General features: G+C 41.4%; 19 protein-coding genes. 13 read left to right on the forward strand and 6 right to left on the reverse strand.

The window, feature by feature from the left end; translation table 11 throughout:
• Positions 1–880: 880 nt before the first annotated feature.
• Positions 881–2,080: an acyl-CoA dehydrogenase family protein gene (locus V7K45_RS23865; RefSeq protein ID WP_335007441.1), complete on the forward strand. Its 1,200-nt coding sequence runs from the start codon at positions 881–883 to the stop codon at positions 2,078–2,080.
• 108 nt (positions 2,081–2,188) lie between these two features.
• Here the strand turns inward: V7K45_RS23865 and V7K45_RS23870 are convergent, their stop codons facing one another.
• The 6 genes from V7K45_RS23870 to ssuD form a co-directional block, all read right to left on the reverse strand.
• Positions 2,189–3,139: a D-2-hydroxyacid dehydrogenase gene (locus V7K45_RS23870; protein ID WP_335007463.1), complete on the reverse strand. Its 951-nt coding sequence runs from the start codon at positions 3,137–3,139 to the stop codon at positions 2,189–2,191.
• Between the two features lie 267 nt (positions 3,140–3,406).
• Complete coding sequence (locus tag V7K45_RS23875) at positions 3,407–4,354, reverse strand: D-2-hydroxyacid dehydrogenase (protein ID WP_335007442.1); 948 nt, start codon at positions 4,352–4,354, stop codon at positions 3,407–3,409.
• 127 nt (positions 4,355–4,481) lie between these two features.
• The gene (locus tag V7K45_RS23880; protein WP_335007443.1) at positions 4,482–5,012 is read right to left on the reverse strand and encodes a GNAT family N-acetyltransferase; all 531 of its coding nucleotides are present in this window, start codon (positions 5,010–5,012) and stop codon (positions 4,482–4,484) included.
• 219 nt (positions 5,013–5,231) lie between these two features.
• Positions 5,232–6,002, reverse strand: coding sequence for an ATP-binding cassette domain-containing protein (locus V7K45_RS23885; protein ID WP_335007444.1), 771 nt, complete (start codon positions 6,000–6,002; stop codon positions 5,232–5,234).
• A gap of 117 nt (positions 6,003–6,119) precedes the next feature.
• A complete protein-coding gene (gene ssuC / locus V7K45_RS23890) occupies positions 6,120–6,947 on the reverse strand; it encodes an aliphatic sulfonate ABC transporter permease SsuC (protein ID WP_335007445.1) in 828 nt (275 codons plus the stop codon).
• 98 nt (positions 6,948–7,045) lie between these two features.
• Complete coding sequence (ssuD, locus tag V7K45_RS23895; RefSeq protein ID WP_335007446.1) at positions 7,046–8,194, reverse strand: FMNH2-dependent alkanesulfonate monooxygenase; 1,149 nt, start codon at positions 8,192–8,194, stop codon at positions 7,046–7,048.
• 1,100 nt (positions 8,195–9,294) lie between these two features.
• Between ssuD and V7K45_RS23905 the strand changes: the two genes are divergently transcribed.
• The 12 genes from V7K45_RS23905 to V7K45_RS23960 all read left to right on the forward strand — a co-directional run bounded on the left by V7K45_RS23905 (position 9,295) and on the right by V7K45_RS23960 (position 24,640).
• A complete protein-coding gene (locus V7K45_RS23905) occupies positions 9,295–11,109 on the forward strand; it encodes an iron uptake porin (protein WP_335007447.1) in 1,815 nt (604 codons plus the stop codon).
• 512 nt (positions 11,110–11,621) lie between these two features.
• Positions 11,622–13,238 carry an FAD-binding protein gene (locus tag V7K45_RS23910; RefSeq protein ID WP_335007448.1) on the forward strand — a complete coding sequence of 539 codons (1,617 nt, stop codon included), beginning with the start codon at positions 11,622–11,624 and terminating at the stop codon, positions 13,236–13,238.
• A complete protein-coding gene (locus tag V7K45_RS23915; RefSeq protein WP_335007449.1) occupies positions 13,235–13,564 on the forward strand; it encodes a 4Fe-4S binding protein in 330 nt (109 codons plus the stop codon). The genes V7K45_RS23910 and V7K45_RS23915 overlap by 4 nt, the downstream gene beginning before the upstream one ends.
• Positions 13,565–13,583: 19 nt before the next feature.
• A complete protein-coding gene (locus tag V7K45_RS23920; protein WP_335007450.1) occupies positions 13,584–14,642 on the forward strand; it encodes an ABC transporter substrate-binding protein in 1,059 nt (352 codons plus the stop codon).
• A 56-nt stretch (positions 14,643–14,698) separates the two neighbouring features.
• Positions 14,699–14,854, forward strand: coding sequence for a hypothetical protein (locus tag V7K45_RS23925; protein WP_335007451.1), 156 nt, complete (start codon positions 14,699–14,701; stop codon positions 14,852–14,854).
• Positions 14,855–14,912: 58 nt separating this feature from the next.
• A complete protein-coding gene (locus V7K45_RS23930) occupies positions 14,913–16,403 on the forward strand; it encodes an amidohydrolase family protein (protein ID WP_335007452.1) in 1,491 nt (496 codons plus the stop codon).
• 110 nt (positions 16,404–16,513) lie between these two features.
• On the forward strand, positions 16,514–17,995 hold the full coding sequence (locus V7K45_RS23935) for an amidohydrolase family protein (protein ID WP_335007453.1): 1,482 nt from the start codon (positions 16,514–16,516) through the stop codon (positions 17,993–17,995).
• 330 nt (positions 17,996–18,325) lie between these two features.
• Positions 18,326–19,507, forward strand: a complete 1,182-nt coding sequence (locus V7K45_RS23940; RefSeq protein WP_335007454.1) for an acyl-CoA dehydrogenase family protein — start codon at positions 18,326–18,328, stop codon at positions 19,505–19,507.
• An 82-nt stretch (positions 19,508–19,589) separates the two neighbouring features.
• The gene (locus V7K45_RS23945; RefSeq protein WP_335007455.1) at positions 19,590–20,411 is read left to right on the forward strand and encodes a class I SAM-dependent methyltransferase; all 822 of its coding nucleotides are present in this window, start codon (positions 19,590–19,592) and stop codon (positions 20,409–20,411) included.
• Positions 20,412–21,153: 742 nt separating this feature from the next.
• A complete protein-coding gene (locus tag V7K45_RS23950) occupies positions 21,154–22,260 on the forward strand; it encodes an aliphatic sulfonate ABC transporter substrate-binding protein (protein ID WP_335007456.1) in 1,107 nt (368 codons plus the stop codon).
• A 36-nt stretch (positions 22,261–22,296) separates the two neighbouring features.
• Positions 22,297–23,160: a TauD/TfdA dioxygenase family protein gene (locus V7K45_RS23955; protein WP_335007457.1), complete on the forward strand. Its 864-nt coding sequence runs from the start codon at positions 22,297–22,299 to the stop codon at positions 23,158–23,160.
• Between the two features lie 472 nt (positions 23,161–23,632).
• On the forward strand, positions 23,633–24,640 hold the full coding sequence (locus V7K45_RS23960) for an aliphatic sulfonate ABC transporter substrate-binding protein (protein ID WP_335007458.1): 1,008 nt from the start codon (positions 23,633–23,635) through the stop codon (positions 24,638–24,640).
• Positions 24,641–24,857 lie beyond the last annotated feature (217 nt).

The raw sequence follows: 24,857 nt of genomic DNA on the forward strand, positions 1-24,857 counted from the left end.
TGTGATCGGGCACACAACACTAGTTAACTACCGTAATCTTAGCATTTTTAGCATCAAGGGCATAGCAGTAATACATATTACAGCTTGATAGAAGTTGAGAAATAATCATCGTGTTTAAATGAGTCTATAGTTCAAAAAATGACAATAAATCGCAAATTCGTCTTTTAAAACCTAAGATTGCGATGCGATCGAGTAAAGTAATAAATGGATAAATTGAATGGTGGTTATAGAGGCACTGCCCTGACGAAAGTGCGACACCATCGATTTGGTAAAATATAGAAAATCATCCATAACGGTTCTTAATCAGATAAGGTACATCCTCAAAGTTAAAAATTTATATATCAAGTCCAGTTATACCTCAGTAATAGAGGAACCGCTATAAAAGCAACCAGTATCACCTTGGTTGCGATCGCCAATGCTGTTGCTGTATATTTATCCATCGGAAAATCTACTTGATGAGAAAATTATCCCTGGGTTATCTAGGAATCTTTATATTACTCTCAACAGAGAATATTTAAACGCTTGTTTCTCCGTGCTTGGTTCCAAACGCGGAGATTTAATTTGAATGATGATTAGCTTAAAAGACCAGTAGAGAATTCAGTTCCTAAGTAGTTGTGGGGCGATCGCTGAATTTTCTGCTTGGCTTGCTCTATGAAAAGAGTTTGTGTCATACTGACAAAAAGCACTAAATTACTAAATCTTGGTCGATTTTAAGTAGTATTTTTAGGAGCATTAGAAGTAATACAGTTAAAGCAATGAGGATTGGGGGTAAAGGAAGACTGGCGTCGTGCGAAAAATTGATATTCCTACAAACTTGAGATGCTTCCATATTGAAAAACATCTCTGATTTAGTAGTACAGTGAATTACGAAGGAGTACTTATGTCACAGTTGGAGCAAGCAGTGCCAGACACCTTTGTAGCCCAAGGCTTAGAAACTATCCCCAATATTTTCGACCAAGTTGAGGCTCTGGCCAAAGATTTTGCCAGCCGCGCAGGGGCACATGATAGAGATGCTTCCTTTCCTTTCGAGAATTTTACAGCTTTGCATGAGGCAGGATTACTCAACCTCACTATTCCACGTGAATTCGGTGGCCAGGATTTAGGTTTGGCAACTATCTGTCGGGTGATTGAAGGGATAGCTCGTGGCGATGCTTCGACCGCATTAGTACTGACAATGCACTATCTTCAACATGCTCATGCAGCCCGTAGCCGTCGCTGGCATCCAGAAGTATATAAGCGGCTGTGTCGTGAATCAATCGAAGGCATTGCCCTGCTGAATGCAGCCCGTGTTGAACCAGAGCTAGGAACGCCAGCGAGAGGCGGATTGCCAGCGACAATTGCCGAACGCACAAAAGACGGCTGGCGTTTAACAGGACATAAGCAATACACCACAGGCAGTCCCATCCTCAGCTATTTTGTTGTTTGGGCACGGACAACCGAAGATGAACCACAAGTTGGGAATTTTCTGGTTCCGCGCGATCTGCCAGGTTTGCGAATTGTCGAAACCTGGGATCACTTAGGGATGAGAGCTACAGGCAGCCATGACCTTATTTTAGAGAATGTATTAATTCCCTCAGAGTATGCTCTAAATATCAACCCTATATCAGTTGCACCATCTTTTGATCCGCTAATTTCCACTTGGGGCAGTTTGACACTAAGTGCCTTATATCTCGGTGTTGCTAGTAGTGCGCGAGACTGGCTTGTTAAATATCTTTGGGAGCGATCGCCTTCTAATCTCAAAGAGCCACTGGCAACTCTGCCACGCTTCCAAACTGCCGTGGGTGAGATAGAAGCGCTGCTGTTTGCTAATAATAGATTGATTTATAGTTTGGCTCAAGATATTGACAAGGGTGAGTATGAGCCTAACGTAGGATTACAGGCACAAGCTGTTAAATATCTCACCACAACCAACTCGATTCGTGCTGTAGAAATTGCCTTAGAATTAACTGGCAATCCTGGTTTATTAAAAAGAAATCCTTTAGAGCGTCACTACCGTGACGTTTTGTGCAGCCGTATACATACGCCGCAAAATGATGTTATTTGCCAGTCATTAGGAAAGTCGGTGCTGAAAGTTAAATGATGGGCATGGGGCATAGGGAATGGGAAATAGGAGATGAGGAAGTGAGGAAGAAAAACTATTGATTATTTATTGCCCAATGCCCAATGCCCAATTCCCAATGCCCAATATTTAGTATCCAGCTTGCTTATCTACAACATTCCGCAAGGGCTGACCGTTTTGGTAGCGTTGAAGATTGTCGATAAATAGTTGTGCTATGCGCTCTCTCAGGCGTGGCGACAAGGCTGAACAATGGGGTGTGATAAAGGCGTTTGGTAGCGACCACAAGGGACTTTCCGGTGGCAGAGGTTCGGTTGCAACAGTGTCTAATCCAGCACCCGCAATCCAGCCTTCACGTAGTGCAGTAACCAATGCAGCTTCATCTACGATCGCACCACGAGCAATGTTAATTAGGTAAGCAGACTGACGCATAGAGCGCAACGCAGCTTCATCGATCGAGCCTTTAGTTTCTGGAGTTAATGGTGTGGCAATAACTACATAGTCTGCGGTTGGGAGGAGCGAGCGCCACTCATCAGCACCCACTACTTTGTCAAAATTTGGCAGGGGTTCCGGATGGCGGCGACTACCCCATACTGTAACTCCAAAGGCTTTAGCACGAGATGCGATCGCTTGACCGATATTTCCTGTACCGAGAATTAATAAAGTCGCGTCTGCCAACTCTTCGAGAAACACTCCTCTTACCCAAGTGTGTTCATTCTGCAAAGTTTGTAATTTCCGCAGATTCTTGGCGTGATAGAGCATAAATGCCAGTACAAATTCCGAAATTGGAATTGCATGAACTCCTGCGCCGTTAGTGAGGATAATATCCTTTTGCAAAAAAGTTGGCGTGAGGATGTGATTTACGCCAGCACTTGGTGACTGTTGCCAACGCAGCGCGGGTGCTGCTGTCAGTACTTTGTCAAGAGTAGAGGTTTTCAGGTAAAATCCATTGACATAAATCTCTGCATCACTGGCATCACCATCGAGATTACCTTCACTATCCACCTCTACTACATCGATATTAGATGGTAGGTGTGGCTCTATATCTGCAATGAGATGATCGGGTAAAATTAATTTCACAATTTACTACTCCCTAATTCCATTTTGGATTTGGATTTTGGATTGTGCAACCCAATTGGCAGCACCTCTTCAGTTTTAGTTTTTAATTTTTGCAGCAGTTTGCAACTAAATGAGGTACAGAACCAAGGATTCACAAATCAAATTATTCTTCTCCCTCCTGCCTGGTTGTTGAGTTTCGACTACGCTCAACTGCCGCGTAGTCGAAACACTGCCTTCTGCCTCAAAACCAGTGAATTTGTACCTCATGCAAAAGAAAACTGCTGTAATTGTTTAGTATCCTGCTTTTTTATCTACTACATTTCGTAAAGGCTGACCAGCTTGGTAACGCTTTAGATTGTCGATAAATAGAGCTATTGAACGCTGTTTACTCTTGGGTGAATGACCGGAAGTATGAGGGGTGATAAAAATGTTAGGAAGTGACCACAAAGGACTTTCTGGTGGTAACGGTTCGGAGTTAACTGTGTCTAATGCTGCACCTGCAATCCAACCTTCTGTAAGCGCTTTTATTAATGCCGATTCATCGACTACGCCGCCGCGAGCAATATTAATTAGGTAGGCATGATTTGGGAGCGATCGCAATACAGATTCATCAATAAATTCTTTGGTTTCGGGAGTTAGAGGTGTTGCAATAACTACATAATCCACCTCTGGCAGGAGCGATCGCCATTCATCAGCACCCACTACTTTATCAAAGTTTGGTAGCTCTTGGGGATGACGACGACTGCCAATAATTTTTAAGCCGAAGGGTTTAGCACGGGCGGCAATTTCTTGACCAATACCACCAGCGCCAATAATTAGCAAGGTTGCATCTGTTAACTCTTGGATAGCAAAACCTCTTTTCCAGTGACGTTCAGCCTGTAAAGCATATAATTCTGGCAGGTGTTTGGCATGAGCCAGTATGTAAGTAATGACAAATTCTGCGATCGGAATTCCATGTACTCCAGCCCCATTTGTGAGGATAATATCTCTTTGCAAATAAGTTGGTGTCAGGATGTGATTCACCCCTGCATTTGGTGCATGATGCCAACGTAGTGCTGGTGCTGCTTCTAGTATTTTATGCAGCGTCGGACTTCTGGATAAAAACCAACTGAAATAAACTTCAGCATCGCTAGCATCCCCATCTAAATTTCCTTCAACATCTACTCGTACAACCTGTGTATTGGGTGGTAGATGTGGCTCAATGTCAGCAACCAAATCGAGCGGCAAAATGAGCTTCATTGTAGATTACCTCTTCTTTATTTACAAGGCTATTTCTGGAAATTGCCTATATATATGTGACAAAAAAATGAGTGCCATTTTTTCTTGGCACAAATTATGATGATATTTACTAATATTTCATGGATAATTATTTAATATGTAAACACATAAACTCTAAATCAAAATATTGGTTATTATATTTATACGCTCTTTTCTCTGTTCCATATATTTGAAACCCCAATGATAAATAAAGTGGTTTTGCTAAAAAGTTACTCTTAACAATATCAAGTAATAATATTTCTACGTCTTTAATAGTTTTTGCTCTTTCAATTAATTCATTTAGTAATAATTTACCTATACCTTTTTCCCTATACTTTTCTTGAACATACATGCTACTAATATATGCTTTATGCCGGAGTTTTATTCTTGATTCTTGCTGAAATGCGACTATTCCAATTAAATTTTTATCCTCAAAACATCCCAAAATAAAGTTATTATTATCTACTGGAATTCTAGCCTGAAATTGTTCTATCGTCTTAATTGCTTCTTCTTGATAGGTTGTGCCAAATGAATCTGGATTTTTATCTAAAGCTTCTAATCTGATCTGTCTATAATCTTCTGCATTATACTTTGTTAACTTTTTGACAATCATTAGATATTTATTATTTTTTTCAATCAATCGATATAGATTATTATATTTTAGTTTATCTAGATCGTGAGTATAGAAAAAATCACCTAGACTAGCAAAGAGCAAGACTGAGAGGTATTTTGATTGTTAATTAATAATTTTTTATTGCTATATATAGCTGTTTTTTAAGAGCAAGTTTTAATCTCGAAGTAGCCTATTTACCGCAGCTACCTCAAGTTTAATATTGATTGACTACAAAAAGCTTAAATCTCAACTACTCAGCTGTAATAACTGGTTGTTTACCTGAGTATTATCATTGCTCATTACTCGTTCTAAAATAGCTTCTCTGATATTGATAAACACTTCGCTGCTTCGATCTCGCGGGCGTGAAAGTTTCACAGGTAAATCCATAGAAATCTTTCCTTGATCGATCACTATCACTCGGTCTGCCAACGCCACAGCCTCTTCCACATCGTGAGTAACTAAAAACGCAGTAAATCTTCGCTCTTGCCACAAATTTTCAATCAAATGCTGCATTTCTTGCCGAGTTAGAGCATCCAATGCTCCCAAAGGTTCATCTAGCAATAACAAACGGGGCTGACTGGCTAACGCTCTGGCTAATGATACCCGTTGCCGTTGTCCTCCAGACAAAACATAAGGCCACTCATCAGCTCTATCTTTGAGTCCGACTTTATTGAGTACCCACAAAGCTTTTTCACGCCAATTACCTTCTAAGCCCAACCCCACGTTCTGAACAACGCGCTTCCACGGCAGCAAGCGGGGATCTTGAAACATCACTGTTACAGAGCGGCTGAGTCTATGTAGTGGTTCTCCATCAAGTAGTATTCCACCTGAAGTTGCTCTATCTAATCCTGACACAAGACGCAATAAGGTACTTTTACCACAACCACTTCGTCCGACAATAGCGACAAACTCACCTGCTTCAACTTCTAAATTCAGCGAGTTTAAAACAGTTTTCTTGCCAAAAGATTTCGTCAAATCCAAAATACTTAGTTGTGTACCCTGTACATTTGAACTCACTTGCAAAACCTCCTTTTTGAGAGCAATTGGAATTTAATTATTTGATGAGATGTTGAAGAAAGGAAACCACATTTAAAATCAAGATTTTTCAACCTTTGATTCTGGTGAATTTAGCATTTATGACTTTTGATAACTGGGGTTCCAAGACAAGAATTTTTTTTCTAACCCTCTAGCAACAGCATCTGCTAATTTACCCAGCAGTGCATAGATTAAAATACTCAAAACCACAACATCGGTTTGCATAAATTCACGGGCATTCATTGCCATATAACCAAGACCGGAATCTGCCGCGATCGTTTCTGCCACAATGAGTGTCAGCCACATAATCCCCAATGAAAAACGGACACCAACGAGAATCGAAGACAATGCTCCTGGAAAAATGATTTGCCACAGAAGTTGTGGTGTTTTTAATCCATAAACTTTTCCCATTTCAATCAGTCCGGGGTCAACACTACGGATGCCATGAAATGTATTGAGATATATCGGGAAAAATACCCCCATAGATACTAGAAATAATCTAGCTTGATCGCCAATCCCAAACCAGAGAATCACTAGCGGAATTAATGCCAAATTAGGGATAGTACGGAGCATTTGTAAGGAACTATCCAATAACTTTTCTGCGATCCGGGAAAAGCCATTGAGCAATCCTAAACTGAACCCAATACTGCCACCAACTATAAAACCAGATATCGCCCGCCCAGCACTAATTCCTATATGTTGGAATAGTTCTCCAGTTGAGCCAAGTTTAATCGCTGTAGCGATTACACCACTAGGGGCTGGTAAAATCCTGCTTGAAAGTAGACCAGTTCTAGAAGCAAGTTCCCAAAGAATTAATATGGTAACAGGTACAATCCAGGGAACTATTTTCTCGATTTGCGGGTTGTTTAACACCTCGCTCAGGGATATCTTGTTTTTGCTTTTGGTGCTTTTAAAGGTAATAGTCATGGAATTTGGGATTTTAGATTGTTCCAAAGGATGAATCTAGAAGCATCACCAACAAAATTAGTAATTTGTAATTAAAGAGCAAATTACTAACTATTAGGTCATGAAGCACTTGTAAGTTGTTTCGCAAATTTTTCATTGGCGACGATTTCGCCAACAGAACTCAAGACTGGTGGTGTTAAAGGTGCAGGTTCGCTTTGCAAAGGTAGGCGGGGAAATAATAATTCAGCGGTGCGATACGCTTCTTCTAAATGGGGATATCCAGAGAAAACGAATGTTTCTATCCCCAAATTGCGATATTCCAGCATCCTAGCGGCAACTGTGTCAGGATCTCCGACTAAGGCCGTACCAGCACCACCCCGCACCAATCCAATTCCTGTCCAGAGGTTGGGGCTAATCTCTAAAACTTCTCGACTACCACTATGTAGTTGACTCATGCGCCGCTGTCCTTCAGAATCAGATTGAGCTAAGTCTTTCTGAGCTTTAGCGATCGCATCCTCATCCACATACTTAATTAGCTCATTGGCTGCATCCCAAGCAGCTGACTCGGTTTCTCGCACAATTACATGCAAGCGAATCCCAAAACGGACTGTTCTACCTTGTTCAGCCGCCAATTTTCTAACTTCGGCAATCTTTTGGGCCACTTGTTGTGGAGGTTCGCCCCAAGTCAGGTAAACATCTATATGTTTAGCAGCAACCCGCTTGGCGGCAGCAGATGAGCCACCAAACCACAAAGGTGGATAAGGTTTTTGGACTGGTGGGAATAGGAGTTTACCACCTTTGATATCCAGGTAGTTTCCTTTAAAATCGACTGTTTCCCCACTGACGATACCCCGCCAAACTCTGAGAAATTCATCGGTTAAATCATAGCGATCGTCATGACTAAGATGCAAGCCATCCCCAGCCAGCTGCACCGGATCTCCACCTGTCACTACATTAATTAACAATCTTCCTTTAGAAATTCGGTCAAATGTTGCTGCCATCCGTGCAGCAGCACCTGGGGAAGTAATCCCTGGACGAATTGCCACCAGAAATTTCATCTGCTTGGTGACAGATATGAAAGCAGCGGCAGTTATCCAAGCATCTTCACAAGAACTCCCTGTCGGTAACAATGCGCCCGTGTAGCCTAAACTATCCACAGCTTGGGCAATTTGTTGTAAATAATCAGGTGTGACAACACGAGAGCCAATATCTGTGCCTAAATAGCGTCCATCATGAGATCCAGTAGGGATAAACCAAAGAATTTGCATTTGTGTCAGGCAGGGTACAAGGGGCTTCCTACGATAGACCGATCGAATTACCGTAGTTTATAATCAGCATTTTACAGGAAATTATTTAAAACGCCAGTGATAGATTAATGATTCATAAAGAATAACTGCCCACAAGATTGACGTTTTCACGCACAATCCCAATAATCATGACACTTTTTTTGCAACAATAGCTGTCGTGAAGAATACAAGTTTTGTGTCAACTACCCACATTTTTGCGACTTTGAAGTGTTCATTTCTGGTTTCATCGACAGAAACCTTGCTAACTTAGCACTTTCTAAGTCTGTGTTTGGATAAAGGTTACGATCTTTACGTTCTTGGGTTGGCTTTCAGCAAACAGCAATTCGGTTCGAGCGCAATTCCCGCTTTGCTGCGGAGTTAAATACACTTTTAGCAAATCCTTAGCCCTTGCTGTCAATGGTCTAGTGTCCTTTTCAATAGTGCCACTGTAGTTATCAACCTACTTAGGCTTAGTAGAGTGGCCGCGGTCATCTTCATGGCTCTGATGAAAAAGTACTAGGTCTTGCATTGTACCAAGCTCTATGCAAAGATAATGCTACCAATGTACGGTAAGTCGATAGAAGTATCGTACTTGCATAACAATTGATGCTGTCAAAATATAGCTGATTAGAAAATGGTGTTTTCAATTAATGTTAATTGGCAAATAATCGCATTTAAATCAAGCTTGAGTCAATGTCAGTAGCCATTGATGAACTTTATACAGCATAACCAAAAAAAGGATTTTAGGATGTATTAGAAGGATCGGTTCATATAAGGTGTGGTTGAGTTTCCCTTAAAAATAGAAAAGTCTTTGCTAAGGCAGTCATTGTCTGATTCTAGATGTTTTTAGGATTATTTTAAACATCACAATTCCTAGTTTGCTGCGAATTTAGGATTAGACATTCAACTACTTAGTACTGGTTTCGATATTTATCAGAACTTTGCACTTTTTTCAGCGGCTAAAGCCTGGTTAATCTATGTTCTAATCGTTTTTTTAAACATTAGAGCAATGATTTGTCTTGTCTTTTATGCCAAATTAAGAGCGAATTTATTCATCTTTAAGGTTGAGGAGTTAAGGAGTCATGTCGAAATTTCGCTGGAATTATAGATCCATAGTGTTCCTGCTTTCGGTGCTAGATATTCTAGCTATACTGGTTTTTCACCCAGCTAAAAGTCAGGCTGAATTACCTAAATCTGATGTATCTACTATTGAAGTAGAAGAGAACAAAGCTCCAGAAGCAGTTGTCAATCAAACAGTAGACACTTCAATTGCACCAGTCACTCGTAAAAAAGCTCCAAACGAGCTGCAAGATCTAGTGATACCTGTATCACAATTGTTGCAAGCTACACCGCCAAGTAAGCAAAAAGCTCCAAATAATGCAGCAGGGCAAGTTACATCCGTCTCGCAACTATCAGATATTAAGCCGACAGATTGGGCATTTCAAGCATTACAGTCTCTAGTTGAGCGCTACGGTGTAATTGCAGGATATACAGATGGTACATTTAAAGGCGATCGCTCTCTAACGCGCTATGAATTTGCCGCTGGGTTGAATGCAGCTTTAGATCGCCTCAATGAACTAATAGCGACTTCGACAACAGATTTAGTTAAACGCGAAGACTTGGATACCATCAAAAAACTACAAGAACAATTTTCTCCAGAACTCGCCCAACTTCGGGGACGCGTAGATAGCCTGGAAGCACGATCTGCAAAGTTAGAAGCAACTCAGTTTACAACCACAACCAAACTTATAGGTCGAGTCCAGATTGTTGCTAGCGAACTTATAGCGGGCAATAATGTTGTCACCAAGAGACCAGCACCTAATAATGTCACACTTCAAGGCTCAACGACTTTACGATTAAACTCCAGTTTTAACGGAAAAGATTCACTAGGTATAACAATAGGAGGTGGAAATATTGAATCACTGGGACAAACAAGAGCTGGATTATTGGGAACTTATGAGGGGAGAACTGCCGATAACTCCAGTATTACTTTTGCACGCAACACTCTAATTCTCAGTGGTGTTCGCTATCGGTTTCTAGCTACTCCAAATACCCAAGTCAACATTTATCCCTTGTCCGATGGAGCTAGTGAGATAGGTCTTTCTGGTCCAGTTAACCCATATTTTGAATCGTCTTCTGCGACTGGTGCTAATGGGATTTCACGATTTTCACGGCGGTCTTTGGTCTATAACTATGGAGATAGCGGCCCTGGAATTGCCATACTCCAGGGATTTGGCAAACAGGTTCAATTAGGGCTAGCTTACAGCGCACCAAACGGTGGTAATCCCACAACTAATAACGGCTTATTTACAGGCAGATATTTAGCTTTAGCACAGTTGATATACTACTCCGGTAATAGGAATTTTCGGATAGCTGCAACTTACGTTAATACCTATAGCCCACCAAATACCATAGGTTTTAGCGGAACAAATTTCGGGCCAGCAGTTGGGAGTAACCTGGTAAACAGCACCGTGCCGGGAGCGGCAACTATAGGCAACCTTTATGGTCTACAGGCGTTTTATCAAGTTAATTCCAAGTTTGCAGTCAATGCGTGGGTAAGTTATGCAGCACACCGCTATTTGGGACGCGGAGATGGCGAAGCTATGGATTGGGCGGTAGGACTGGCATTCCCGGATCTTTTTAGTGAAGGTGCTCTAGGCGGGGTTTTAGTTGGTATGGAACCAAAAATGATTAGTCTCAGTAGGGGTGTAGATTTGGGAGCGGGTGCAGGACAAGCGGATAAAGATACTTCGCTGCACGTTGAAGCATTCTACCAATATAGAATCGGAGATAATATTGAGGTTACACCGGGTTTGATCTGGATTACTGCACCGAACTCGGATGCCAGCAATCCTGATAGTTTATTTGCTTGGGTTCGTACTGTCTTTAGGTTTTAACCTTTGACACTCCCCGGACTGAATAAAAATTTTTACATTCGTTTAATCAAAAGTCCGGGGATTCTTGAGTCTTAAGTGAGCGAATGTTAATGCCGCAAGACAAAGACAATCCAATTTCGCGTCTTTTCTATCTAGACAAAACCGTTTAAAAAAATTTATTAAACTACGGCAAACTTATCGAATTTAAGTATTTTATGAACCAAAATTGAACCACTACACAAAAGACGTTACAGAGCAAGCTATTGAGAAAGATAACTCAGTTGATTTTACATAAATTTACGTTTGAAGTTGTTTGGTAAAATACTTGCTTTTTGTTGAAAACTGTGAAAGACTTTATTATGTTATAAACTACGGTTTATCGATCAAGATAATGTATTTAGGCGATATCAGAGCTAGTAAGAACCTGTATTAAGAGATTACAATTTCTAGATTTTTAAATATTGATTGATTTTGCAGCATGGACGGGGTGAAGACTTGATGCTTAAGACTTTATCGATGGGGGGAAATGGTAGATGCTGAAGACGTTAACAACCGATTTTGAACTCGACCTCCAAGCAGATGTGCTTGTGATTGGAGGTGGCCCGGCTGGGACTTGGGCGGCATGGAGTGCTGCTTCAAGTGGAGCTAAAGTTATCCTGGTGGACAAAGGATATTGCGGCACAACTGGATGCGCTGCTGCATCTGGAAATGGTGTGTGGTACGTGCCACCCGATCCAGAAGCACGGGAAACAGCAAAGGCGAGTCGAGAATCGTTGGGTGGGTTTTTATCCGATCGCAATTGGATGGATCGGGTACTAAATCAGACTTATGAAAACGTTAATCAGTTAGCAGAGTGGGGTTATCCCTTCCCTACCGACGATGAAGGCAAACCCTACCGGCGATCGCTGCAAGGGCCGGAGTATATGCGGCTGATGCGGCGGCAAATTCAAGGCGCTGGAGTCAAGATTTTAGACAACAGTCCCGCCTTAGAATTACTGGTTGATGAAGATGGTGCTGTTGCTGGTGCAACAGGTGTGAACCGTCAGACTGGTGAGAAATGGATAGTGCGATCGCAGTCCACAATTATCGCAACTGGTGGCTGTGCGTTTCTCAGTAAAGCGTTAGGATGCAACGTCCTGACGGGGGATGGTTATCTGATGGCGGCAGAAGCAGGAGCCGAGATGTCGGGTATGGAATTTTCTAATGCTTATGGCATCTCTCCCGCCTTTTCTTCAGTTACCAAAACCCTGTTTTATAATTGGGCAACTTTCACTTACGAAGACGGTACTGTAATTCCAGGGGCAAGTTCTCATAGACGTTCAGTAATAGCCCAGACATTACTGCAACAGCCAGTTTACGCCATCATAGACAAAGCGGCGGAATCAATGCGCCCATCTATGCGTTTAGCACAGCCCAACTTCTTTTTACCCTTCGATCGTGCAGGTATCGATCCATTTACCCAACGTTTCCCTGTGACTCTGCGCCTAGAGGGAACTGTGCGCGGTACGGGAGGAATTCGGATTGTAGATGAGAGTTGTGCCAGTTCTGTACGGGGACTCTACGCGGCTGGAGATGCAGCTACACGGGAACTAATTTGTGGCGGATTTACTGGCGGTGGAAGTCATAATGCAGCTTGGGCAATATCTTCTGGTTATTGGTCGGGGAAATCGGCTGCTGAATATAGCCGCAGTTTGGGGGAACACAACACTCAACGACAAGTTAAAGGTGTTGGAGAGGTAGGATTACAAAGTGGGAGCGCTCGCTCCTTAGCAACTGATGAAATTATTCAAGCAGTCCAAGCTGAAGTATTCCCTTACGAAAAGAACTATTTCCGTACAGAACAAGGCTTAACCGAGTCTTTGGGTAAGCTAAATCATCTTTGGCAAGAACTTCGCAGTAGCCAGGTAACATCAGATAAAGAGCTAATCCGGGCGCGAGAAGCTGCGGCAATGGTAGCCACAGCGCGATGGATGTACAGCAGCGCCATAGAACGTAAAGAAACTCGTGGTATGCACAAACATCAAGACTATCCAGAACTTGATGCTAACCAGCAACATCACCTAATTAGTGGCGGATTAGATCGAGTCTGGGTGAAGAGTCAGCCGCTAAGTACAGAAAAGTCTTTATCTAAAATAGGAGCAGCAGTGTGATTGAGTTGGTCAGCGAATCGCGGTGCATAAAATGTAATATCTGCGTGAATATTTGTCCAACCAACGTGTTTGACCGTGTACCTGATGCACCGCCAACCATTGCTCGACAGAGTGACTGCCAAACCTGTTATATGTGCGAGTTGTATTGTCCAGTTGATGCTCTTTATGTTGCACCAGAAAGCGATACGAAGGCTTTAGTCAACGAGGCAGAATTAATAGAAGTTGGGCTATTGGGTAGTTACCGTGAAAACGTTGGTTGGGGACATAAACGCACCTCAACAGCAAAAGCCGATGAAACATTCCAAATTTTGAAGCAGATGAAATAGTGCGGCGGAGAAAATAGTCATGCTGTTGTTACCAGTAGGAACAGGTTATATCAATAAAAATAAATTTACTTCCAGATTATCAACCTCAGTAGCTTGTATCCTACTGTTAGTAACTACAGGATGTAGCCAAGGCGAAACTAAATCTGCTCAATCCATTGAGGCTGTTAATGTCAACAACTCTGTCGCAGCATCTAATAATATTTCTACCCTACGAATAGGTTATGTAGGTAGTTCAGAACCTACAGGGGCACTTGGTTGGGCAAAGAAAAAAGGAATTTTAGATCGGGAGTTGCAAAAAGCAGGATTTAAAAACATCACTTTTGCAAGATTTCCTAATGGGCCGGATCTAAATGAGGCGCTTGTCGCCGGACAATTAGATGTTGGCTCTTTAGGCGACACACCAGCCATAGTTTTAAGAGCAAGGGGTCAGGAAACCCGACTGTTGCGGATCAGCCAATTTAATACAACCGCCTGGTTAGTAGCGAAAAAGAATGGTGCGCGATCGCTTGCTGAACTTAAGGGTCAAACAATAGCTACCCAAAAAGGCTCTTATATGCATCGATACCTGCTGGGTCTATTAGCTGAAGCTAAAATTGCCAAAGATGTAAAACTTGTTCACTTAATGACCACTGAAGCAAAAGCGGCTTTAGAACGTGGTGATGTAGCAGCTTATGCAACCTCAAGCGATCTAGGCCCTTTTCTCAAATCGCAAGGGTTTCCAGTGATTGATTCTTCGGCAAATCATCAGGGTTTGTCAGGGACATCATTAGTTGTCGCAACCGAAAGCTTTTTGGCGAAACAGCCTGATTTTCCGCAGAAATTTAATGCAATTCTCACAGAAGCAGCTAAGGATTTAAAAGCGAATTCTGAAGAATATTATCAGTACCATGCTCAAACTACTAAATATCCTCTCGATATCATCAAAATATCGTACCCGCTCAGACAAGTTTCAGAAGAACCATTACCAGCCGAAGGCGTGAAACTTTTAGAGGGGACAAAGAAATTTTTAGTCTCCCAGGGTTTAGCAAAATCCGACTTTAAATTAACAGATTGGGTTGCTAAAGAACAGCCTCGTTAATTTTATCTGTCTGAGCTTGTTACACAAAAATACTCCTCAATTTAGAGGAAGATTTTATGAATATTGCTGTTGCAACTAATATATACAAGTTTGTGGAGAAGGATACGATCAGCTTTGCTGATTTTCGAGATTTTGTCTTTACTAATCCCGCCACATTATATGTAAAGAAAACTCTCAACTTCTTCAAAGAAATGCTGGTAAGAAGAAAGTAGACAACCTTCTTAATCAGTACTATCTACCCAATCCAATTGAAAAATCAAGGTAGAACCTATGACTATTGCACTAGACCGTCCCAGAAAAACTAAGTCCGCTCAAATTCGGGAAAAACTGGGTTATCCGATCATTGATACCGATGTACATACCCAAGAGTTTCCCCCAGCATTCTTGGATTATTTAGAGCAAGTTGCTGGAACTGCTATCGCAGAACGTTTCCAAGAACACTTACCGGGTGCATCTCGCTCTAAATGGTTTAAGCAATCTTGGGATGAACGTCGCACTTACCGCACCGCCCGCCCTCCTTTCTGGACTCGTCCCACTAACGATCCCCTAAATTTGGCTACCATTAGCTTACCCAAGTTGCTCCACGAACGCTTACAAGAAGCTGGTACAGACTTTGCCGTTGTGTACCCCAACTTGGCAACGATGGCTCCACACATCGGTAATGAAGAAATGCGGCGGGCTGTTTGCCGTACAGCTAACACTTACCACGCTGATATTTTCCGTCCTTATAGCGATCGCTTAACACCCATTGCTGCGATTCCCATGAATACGCCCGAAGAGGCGATCGAAGAGTTGGAATATGCGGTGAAAGTGCTGGGACTCAAAGCAATTCAAATCCCCGGACATGTCCGCCGCCCGATTCCCGCCTTCGAGAAGTATGGCGAAGAAGTAGCCAACGAAGCCATCTGGATTGATACTTTTGGCTTGGATAGTAAATATGATTACGATCCCTTCTGGGCGAAGTGCGTAGAACTGAAAGTTGTTCCCACCACCCACTCTTCCGGTATGGGCTGGATCAATCGGCGTTCCATTAGCAATTACCAATACAACCATATTGGTCACTTTGCATCGGCTGGGGAAGCACTATGTAAATCTCTATTTTTTGGTGGTGTCACTCACCGCTTCCCCACACTCAAGTTTGCCTTTTTAGAAGGAGGTGCAGCTTGGGGTGCTAGTTTGTACGCTGATTTGATTTGGCATTGGGATACTCGCAATAAAGACCATTTGGTGGAAAATAACAATCCCGCCAATATCGATCGCGAAGAACTGTTAGAACTCTATACCCGTTACGGTGGTGAATTAGTACATGGTCGTTTGGATCGGCTAAGTAGTGGTTTAGGTTTCCACGCTGATTTATTATCTCCCCTAGAACCAGGTGATTTAGATGAATTCGCGGTTGCAGGAGTTACCAAGCCAGAGGATATTCGCGATCGCTTCTTGAATCACTTCTACTTCGGTACAGAATCAGATGATACCCGTGTAGCTCAAGCTTTTAACCGTAAAGCTAATCCTTACGGCGATCGTGTTAAAGCATTTTTGGGTTCTGATTCTGGTCATTGGGATGTACCTGATATTACTGCGATCGCTGCTAATACCTATTCAATGGTAGAACGCAAGATTATCAGCGAAGAAGATTTGCAATATTTCCTGTCAATTCATCCCTTGGAGTTGTACACCAGCCTGAATCGTGACTTTTTCAAAGGTACGGCTGTTGAGAAAGCCGCAGATGAATTTTTGGCTGCAAAAGAGACTAGAAACTAGGCAATACGGTTCGGTTAAAGAGACGCGATAAATCGCCGTCTCTACAAAGGATTGATTCTGCGTCTTTGCCAATCCCTACAAAAAATTTGAATAATTTAGGGTAAATTATCATGACGATTGCTCTAGACCGCCCACAAAAAACCAGGTCTGCTCAAATTCGGGAAAAACTTGGTTATCCTATCATTGACACCGATGTACATACCCAGGAATTTGAACCAGCAGTCTTAGATTATTTAGAACAAGTTGGTGGAACTGAACTTGTCGAACGTTTCAAAGAAAATTTACCAGGATCTTCCCGTTTTAAGTGGTACAAGCAAAGTTGGGAAGAACGTTTTGCTTATCGCACCAATCGCCCTAACTGGTGGGGTCGTCCGACAAAAAATACTTTGAATTTGGCTACCATTAGCTTGCCCAAGTTGCTGCACGAACGCTTGCAAGAAGCAGGTACAGACTTTGCCGTTGTGTACCCCAATTTGGCAACAATGGCCCCGAATATCGGCAACGAAGAAATGCGGCGGGCTGTTTGTCGGGCAGTTAACACCTACCATGCTGATATTTTCCGCCCTTATTCTGACCGATTAACACCCATCGCTGCCATCCCACTCCACACTCCCGAAGAAGGGATTGAAGAGTTGGAATATGCGGTGAATGTTCTCGGACTCAAAGCGATTCAAATCCCAGGTTATGTCCGTCGTCCAATTCCTGCCTTTGAAAAATACGGCAAAGAAGTCGCTAACGAAGTGGTTTGGATTGATAACTTTGGCTTAGATAGCCAGTATGATTACGATCCATTCTGGGCTAAGTGCGTAGAACTAAAAGTTGTACCCACAACTCATGCTTCTAGCCAAGGTTGGACAACACAGCGTTCTGTCACCAACGCCCAGTACAATCACATTAATCACTTTGCCTTTGCAGCAGAAGCATTATGCAAATCGCTGTTCTTTGGTGGAGTTACCCGCCGCTTCCCACAATTAAAGTTTGCCTTCTTGGAAGGTGGTTCAGCTTGGGGTGCTAGTCTATACGCTGATATTATTTGGCATTGGGAAACCCGCAACAAACAACATTTGTTGTCAAATAACAATCCTGCGATTATCGACAAGGAAGCATTAGTAGAGTTGTATACTCGCTACGGTGGCGAACTTGTAGATGGACGCTTAGATCGGATTGGTGACGGTTTAGGATTCCACCATCAACTATTAGCGCCAGAAGATCCAGGCGAACTCGACGAATTTGAACTAGCAGGAATTGAGAAGCCAGAAGATGTACGCGATCGCTTCTTGAATCATTTCTACTTCGGTACAGAATCAGACGATACCCGTGTAAGCCAAGCTTTTAATCGTGCCGCTAACCCATTTGGCGATCGCGTTAAAGCCTTCTTAGGTTCAGATTCAGGTCACTGGGATGTACCTGATATCACCGCCGTTACTGCCAACGCTTACTCAATGGCAGAACGCGAAATCATTACCGAAGAAGACCTCCGCTACTTCCTCTCAATCCATCCCTTGGAGTTGTACACCAGTCTTAATCAAGACTTCTTCAAGGGTACAGGTGTTGAGAAAGCCGCCAACGAATATCTGGCTGCTAAAAAATAACTGTCATTAGTCATTAGTCACTTGTACTGAGCGTAGTCGAAGTATTGGTTATTTGCAAAGGACAAAGGACTAATGACAAAGGACAATTACAACGTTCCATGTTCCATTTCCTCTGTTCACTTGTAGCGTGGGCCTTGCCCACTCTACATTTATTTAAATTCTGCATTGGGAAAGGATGTTTTGTCTCAGATTCATAGAGCAACGAATTAAAAACTGTTTGTAGTAATTGTGTTTGCCTTAATTACGAATTACGAACTTGTACTGAGCTTGTCCTGAGCGTAGTCGAAGGGCGTAGCCGAAGTATTACGAATTACAAAAGGTGATTTAATTATGGTGCTAGATATTACAAAACCAAAGGATTACGTTGACCTAGCAACTTCTCTATCCAAGGAACTTGCTCAATCCGCAGTTGAACGGGATGCTAAAGCTGGAGTTCCAGAAGAGGAAATTAATAAACTGCGTGAAAGTGGTTTGTTGCCACTGATTGTACCCAAGCAATATGGTGGCATTGGTGCAACTTGGATTGATGCTTTAAAAATTGTCAGAAAGCTATCAAAAGCAGATGGTTCAATTGGTCAATTATATGGTAATCATCTCAATTTAACAGCTTTGGGTCATGTTTCCGGCACACCAGCCCAAAAAGAAAAATATTATAGAGAAACTGCTAAAAATAACTTATTTTGGGCAAATGCAATTAATACAAAAGATACTAGGCTGAAAATTAACCCAGAAGGCGAGAATTTTCGGGTTAATGGTGTTAAAAGCTTTGGTACAGGTATTTCCGTTGCAGATTATCGGGTATTCTCTGCTTTAGAAGATGGCGTAGAATTGCCTTTCATATTCATAATTCCCAAAGATAGAGAAGGGTTAGTTTCTAATCAAGATTGGGATAATATTGGGCAACGTCGCACTGATAGCGGCAGTTATACATTTAACAATGTCTTAGTAGAAAAAGATGAGATTTTGGGGCCACCAAATCCCCATGATAGTGCCTTCTCAACTTTTCTTGGGATTATTGCCCAGCTAACAAAAACCAACGTTTATCTAGGAATTACTAAAGGAGCCTTCGCTGCTGCTCGTGAATATACTAAAACTACTACTCAAGCGTGGATTACATCAGGAGTAGATAGTGCGACTCAAGACCCATATATTCTGCATCATTACGGAGACTTTTGGCTGGAAATCCAAGCTGCGATCGCTCTAGCTGACCAAGCAGCCGAGAAGGTACAAGCAGCATGGGATAAGGATGTCGAACTGACTCATCAAGAAAGAGGAGAAGTTGCGATCGCAGTTTCCGCAGCCAAGGCATTAGCTACCCGTGTAGGTATAGATATTACCAACCGCATCTTTGAAGTGACGGGAACCCGCGCCACAGCAACCAAATATGGATTTGACCGTTACTGGAGAGATTTACGAACCTTTACCCTGCACGATCCTGTGGATTACAAATTGCGTGCGATCGGTGATTGGGTACTCAACGAGCAACTACCTGTCATCACCCAATATTCTTAGGACATTGGTTATTTCTCTCTCCACCTTTATCCCAAAGACGCGATGAATCGCGTCTCTACAAAATCTAAAATCCAAAATTGATATGACTCAACTCAAAACACTTCCTACCTACGACCCAAGTTTATTTGAGGGAGCTGCTGAAGGCTACGCTCAATATAGAACCAAATACCCACCGATTGTATTCGACAAACTAACCGAAATATTTAATCTCAATGGTCAAGGACGACTCCTTGATTTAGGTACTGGCCCAGGATTAATTTCGATTCCTCTACGTACCCAATTTGAGGAAGTTGTTGCGATCGATCCCGATCCAGACATGATTGCAGAAGCTAAACGGCAAGCAGCAGCAGTCGGAGCAAATAATATCACTTGGTTAGAACAAGGAGCAGAGTTAATCGACTCTAGTTTAGGGAAATTTAAATTAACCACTATTGGTAGAGCCTTCCACTGGATGGAACGCGAACTAGTGCTTGAACGCCTTTATGAATTGTTAACTGATGATGGTGGATTAGCACTGCTTCAGACTGGTGATAACCCTTGGGAAAGCAATCTACCTTGGAAACAAGCTGCTGTTGGAGTAGTAAAAAAATGGTTAGGCAATGAGCGGCGGACTGGACAACGAGGACAAGGCACTCGTAAGCCAGTCGATCCTCCTCATGAAGTCGTAATTGGCAATTCGGCTTTTGCTCGTCAAGAAAACTATGAAGTGCTATTTGAAAAATCTTGGACTGTCGATAGCTATCTTGGCTACTTATACACTACAGCTTTCTCTTTGAAAATTTTCTATGGCGATAACGGCCCAGCATTTGAAAAGGATCTTAGAGAAGCGCTACTAGCAGTTGAGCCGTCTGGACATTTTACAGAAGAACTCAAAGCTACAATTTTAGTCGCTTGGAAGCACTAACAAAATTGAACATGATTGAAAAATAATTCAGAATCAAAACGCCACAAATTTCAATCTTCCACTAGCACGACCCTGGAGTGGGCCCTTCTCACTCCACTTCCTAAATTTTTCCCTCTCAATTCTTAAATTCTCAGTTCCTCGAGTCGTTATAGGGTGGGTAATACCCACTCTCTTTTCTATTTTAGACATTGCCAAAAATTATTTTTATTTATTAAAAAAATGTTCTCCATGACACGTAAACATGATAAAAATGGTTCTTGCAAAATTAGTCATAGTATCTATAACCAAATACATTTCTATCAGCACAATCCCCTTGTAGAGACGCGATTTATCGCGTCTTGGATTATCGGATTTTGAAAAACAAATTCTTTACTTTTTAAATTTGAATCACCAATAAAAATTACAAGAGAAATCATAATTCAGAATGCAATCAGTCGGAAATTTAGACCCAGTACTGAATTCTTTTTTTGATGTATATTGAGAAGGATTTTACAGGCTGCCATAGCTATTTACAATCAACAGTGTCGTACAAATTTTTTATTTACTTATAATAGATTCGCATAATTTAATGGCAATGATGATAATAGCTTGACGTAAATTAATACCATTATTTTATGTTTGAAAAAATATTGAATTAGTCTATTTTTCAACTATATTAATAAACAAGAGTTTTTTTGGTTATTTAGACCGCAGTTAATCATAATTGTTCTGACCACCGATCGAGGAATAAATAAAACAACCCATGCCAGCTTTAAAAGGAAAGTTTGAATTCAGAAAAAACCAGAGAACAACGCGTCGTTCGTTGTTGTTTGCTTTGGGCTACTGCTTAATGCTATCGACAGTCTTATCGAGTTGTGGTGAAGCCAAAAATAACACTCAGCAGTCATCAGCTTCCCCTGAGTCTGTAGCTGCATCTAGCACTACACAGAAGTCAACTGAGAAGCAAGTAGTACGGATTGTACGTTCAAAACAACTTTCTGCTTTAGCAGTTTTAGAAAAACAGGGTTCCTTAGAAAAGCGATTAGAGCCTCTGGGTTTTAAAGTACAGTGGCCTGAGTTTGCGGCTGGGCCACAACAGCTAGAAGCATTGAATGCCAATGGACTGGATATTGCATCTACAGCCGAATCGCCTCCTGTATTTTCACAAGCAGCCGGAGCGCCTCTTGTTTATTTAGCTACTACACGCCCCAGTGGTAAAGCTATTTCACTTTTAGTTCCTGTAAACTCTCCTGTTAAAAGTGTTGCCGATTTGAAGGGTAAAAAAGTAGCTTTCCAGAAAGCTTCTATCGGTCACTACTTATTAGTTAAAGCGTTAGAAGATGCCGGACTAAAACTGAGCGATGTCCAATCAGTTTTTTTACCACCGCCAGATGCAAATGCGGCATTTAGTCAGAACAAGGTGGATGCTTGGTATATTTGGGAGCCATTCGCTACCAGAAATGTACAAAATAAAATAGCTCGTGTTTTAGCAGATGGTGGTAAGTTGCGCGATACTGGCAACTTTTACTCGACCTCACGACAGTTTTATGAGGCTCATCCTGATGTTATCAAAGTGTTTCTAGAGGAGTTAGAAAAGGCAGAAATCTGGACTAAGGATCATCCCAAAGAAGTAGCACAACTGCTTGCTCCTGTAACTCAGTTAGATCCACCAACTCTAGAAATAATGCATAAAAAATATGACTATGGGTTGCTACCAATCACTGATAAAACTATTACTAAGCAACAGGAAGTTGCAGACAAGTGGTACAGCTTAGGGCTTATCCCCAAGAAGGTGAATGTTAGAGACGGTTTTTTGACACCTGAAGAGTACGCCAAAATTACTCCTTCAGAGGTTCTAGCGAATAAGTAGCTATCTCAAGAAGAAACTAAAATTCAGGAGAATATTATGCCTACCTCGACTTTGACAAAGGTTAAAATCAGGCCTATTGATGCTCCTTTGGGAGCCATAGTTACCGATCTGGATGCCAGTCAACCGATCGCACCTGAAGTCATATTACAACTTAAAGAAGCTCTGCGCGATCGCCACATCTTGATCTTCAAAGACCAAAAGCTCTCCGATGAACAACTTTTGAACTTTTCTCTATACTTTGGCGCACTCTTTGTACCATCTGATGAAACTCCAGTATTGGCTTCTAAACCAGGAGAAACTCCGGTAGTGATTCCGATTTCCAATGTCGATGGTGGCTATACTGGTACTGGAGAACTCACTTTCCATTCCGATCACAAATGGACTCCTACCCCATCTAGTGGTTCGCTTCTTTATGCGTTGGAAATACCAACTCATGGTGGAGATACTTATTGGTTAAACACCAATCTAGCCTATGAGGCATTAGATGAAGCCACCAAAGAACGGATTGCAGATTTACAGTTGATTACCTACAACCCATTTTTGCGAGATCGGAATGCACCCCGATCTTTATATCGTTTAGACAAAACTATTCCTTTAATCAGTCCGGTCTTTCCCCATCCTTTAGTTAGAACACATCCAGAAAGTGGTAAAAAGCATCTTTACTTAGATGCTGCTACAGAAGTTGAAATTGTCGGGTTAGAGCCAGAAGAAGGATCTAAACTGATTGAGCAGTTGAGACAACATCTAACTCAACCCAAGTTCTACTACCAACACAAATGGTCAGTAGGTGATATTGTCTACTGGGATAATCAAGCTACCTTGCATTACCGTCAAGCATTCGATCCAAATGAGCGACGAGTATTAAAGCGGGTTAGCCTTGCAGGTAGTCGTCCCTTTTAGAATTTATAGCTTAGAAGATTAAGCTAATAGGCATTTGATTCTATATATTCTTAAAGCAGTCAAGAGTCAAGAGTTTTCTGGATTCTTGACTGATTAAACTTGTCTAAATATCGCAGTATATGCTGATAAAGATAAATCATAAAAATCTTACTTTTTTATTTAAAACAAGTGTTAATGAATACTTTATTTTCAAACTAAGTTTGATAATATCTAAACTGAAATTGAGAGTTATTAGCACTCATTAAAAACGCCACAACGAAAATTATTAAATTTAAATAGAAAGAATATTATGGCACTTTTCAAATTTTTGCAAAGTCTCAATTTGTCTATCAATAAGCCGCAAAAATCAAAAACAAGCAACACAAAGATACTATATGACTATAGCCTAAATATTAAACCTATAGAAGCAAAATATAAAATTGAGCATAAACATATATCTTTACTGATAGCTGCTTGCTCCCTCACGATACCAATGAGCCTTATTGGTTGCAGCAAAGAAACTAAAACGACTCAAAATGAACTATCTTCAATTAGTACACAAACTCAAAGTAAAATAGTTTCTAATACTCCACAAAAACAAGAGCTACGAGTTGTTTATTCTAAACTTGGTTCTCTTGCAGTGATGAGAAAACAAGGAACTCTAGAAAAAAGTTTGGCGGCAAAGAATTTTACTGTCAAGTGGCTAGAGTTTGCTGCTGGTCTACAAGCTTTAGAAGCCTTAAATGCTGGTTCCCTTGATATTGCAGCCACAGCTGAATCACCGCCTATATTTGCTCAAGCCGCAGGTACACCTCTTGTGTATATTGCAACAACTCGATTTAATGGTAGAGGAGTTTCTTTTTTAGTACCAAAAAACTCTCCGATTAAAAGTGTTGCTGACTTTAAGGGCAAAAAAATCTCCTTTCAAAAAGCCTCTATTGCCCATTATGTCTTACTAAAAGCATTACAAAAAGAGGGACTAAAACTGAGTGATGTAAAATCTCTGTTTCTGCCACCTCCAGATGCAAATGTGGCTTTTAGTCAGGGAGGAATTGATGTTTGGGTAATTTGGGAACCTTACATTACTAGAAATGTCCAAAAAAATATTGGTCGTGTATTAATAGATGGACAAGGACTTCAAGATATTGGTAGCTTTTATACTACCTCGCGGAAATTTGCCAAAGAGCATCCTGAGATTCTCAAAGTTTTTCTAGAGGAATTTATCAAAGCTGAAGATTGGTCGCAGAAAAATATTGATAAGTTAGCAGAACTTGAGACTGGTGACGTTGGTATTGATGTACCTACTCTCAAAACAATTCATAGTAAAGCAGTATATGGTCTGCTACCAATAACTGATGAAGTTGTTAACAAACAACAACAAATAGCCGATTTATGGTATGTACAAGGACTTTTACCAAAAAAGGTTAATGTCAAAAATGGAGTACTTACTCCAGAAGAATATGCAGCATTTACACCTGATTCAATTAAATCTAATAAGTAATTGAAGAAGAATTCAGAATTCAGGAGTAAGAATCAAGATGCTCTCTACTAGAGGCTGCGTGTAGCTTGCTTCTGCCTGGGAGTATTAATGTTGCGCTATCCACCTATCTTACAGGATTCAGAATGTAAGGATTCAGGTCTAATATTTAGGAAGCAGGGATGGGATAGACAGATAATTATTGGAATTAGCCAGCAGTGCTTGTGCAAAAAAATCAATC

It is taken from the genome of Nostoc sp. (assembly GCF_036917375.1).
Taxonomy (GTDB): Bacteria; Cyanobacteriota; Cyanobacteriia; order Cyanobacteriales; family Nostocaceae; genus Nostoc.

What these genes read in the sequence shown, in the direction of transcription:
- V7K45_RS23865 (WP_335007441.1), top strand. Translation starts at nt 881, where the DNA reads ATGTCACAGTTGGAGCAAGCAGTGCCAGACACCTTTGTAGCCCAAGGC.
- V7K45_RS23875 (WP_335007442.1), bottom strand. Translation starts at nt 4,354, where the DNA reads ATGAAGCTCATTTTGCCGCTCGATTTGGTTGCTGACATTGAGCCACAT.
- ssuC (WP_335007445.1), bottom strand. Translation starts at nt 6,947, where the DNA reads ATGACTATTACCTTTAAAAGCACCAAAAGCAAAAACAAGATATCCCTG.
- ssuD (WP_335007446.1), bottom strand. Translation starts at nt 8,194, where the DNA reads ATGCAAATTCTTTGGTTTATCCCTACTGGATCTCATGATGGACGCTAT.
- V7K45_RS23905 (WP_335007447.1), top strand. Translation starts at nt 9,295, where the DNA reads ATGTCGAAATTTCGCTGGAATTATAGATCCATAGTGTTCCTGCTTTCG.
- V7K45_RS23910 (WP_335007448.1), top strand. Translation starts at nt 11,622, where the DNA reads ATGCTGAAGACGTTAACAACCGATTTTGAACTCGACCTCCAAGCAGAT.
- V7K45_RS23920 (WP_335007450.1), top strand. Translation starts at nt 13,584, where the DNA reads ATGCTGTTGTTACCAGTAGGAACAGGTTATATCAATAAAAATAAATTT.
- V7K45_RS23925 (WP_335007451.1), top strand. Translation starts at nt 14,699, where the DNA reads ATGAATATTGCTGTTGCAACTAATATATACAAGTTTGTGGAGAAGGAT.
- V7K45_RS23930 (WP_335007452.1), top strand. Translation starts at nt 14,913, where the DNA reads ATGACTATTGCACTAGACCGTCCCAGAAAAACTAAGTCCGCTCAAATT.
- V7K45_RS23935 (WP_335007453.1), top strand. Translation starts at nt 16,514, where the DNA reads ATGACGATTGCTCTAGACCGCCCACAAAAAACCAGGTCTGCTCAAATT.
- V7K45_RS23940 (WP_335007454.1), top strand. Translation starts at nt 18,326, where the DNA reads ATGGTGCTAGATATTACAAAACCAAAGGATTACGTTGACCTAGCAACT.
- V7K45_RS23945 (WP_335007455.1), top strand. Translation starts at nt 19,590, where the DNA reads ATGACTCAACTCAAAACACTTCCTACCTACGACCCAAGTTTATTTGAG.
- V7K45_RS23950 (WP_335007456.1), top strand. Translation starts at nt 21,154, where the DNA reads ATGCCAGCTTTAAAAGGAAAGTTTGAATTCAGAAAAAACCAGAGAACA.
- V7K45_RS23955 (WP_335007457.1), top strand. Translation starts at nt 22,297, where the DNA reads ATGCCTACCTCGACTTTGACAAAGGTTAAAATCAGGCCTATTGATGCT.
- V7K45_RS23960 (WP_335007458.1), top strand. Translation starts at nt 23,633, where the DNA reads ATGAGCCTTATTGGTTGCAGCAAAGAAACTAAAACGACTCAAAATGAA.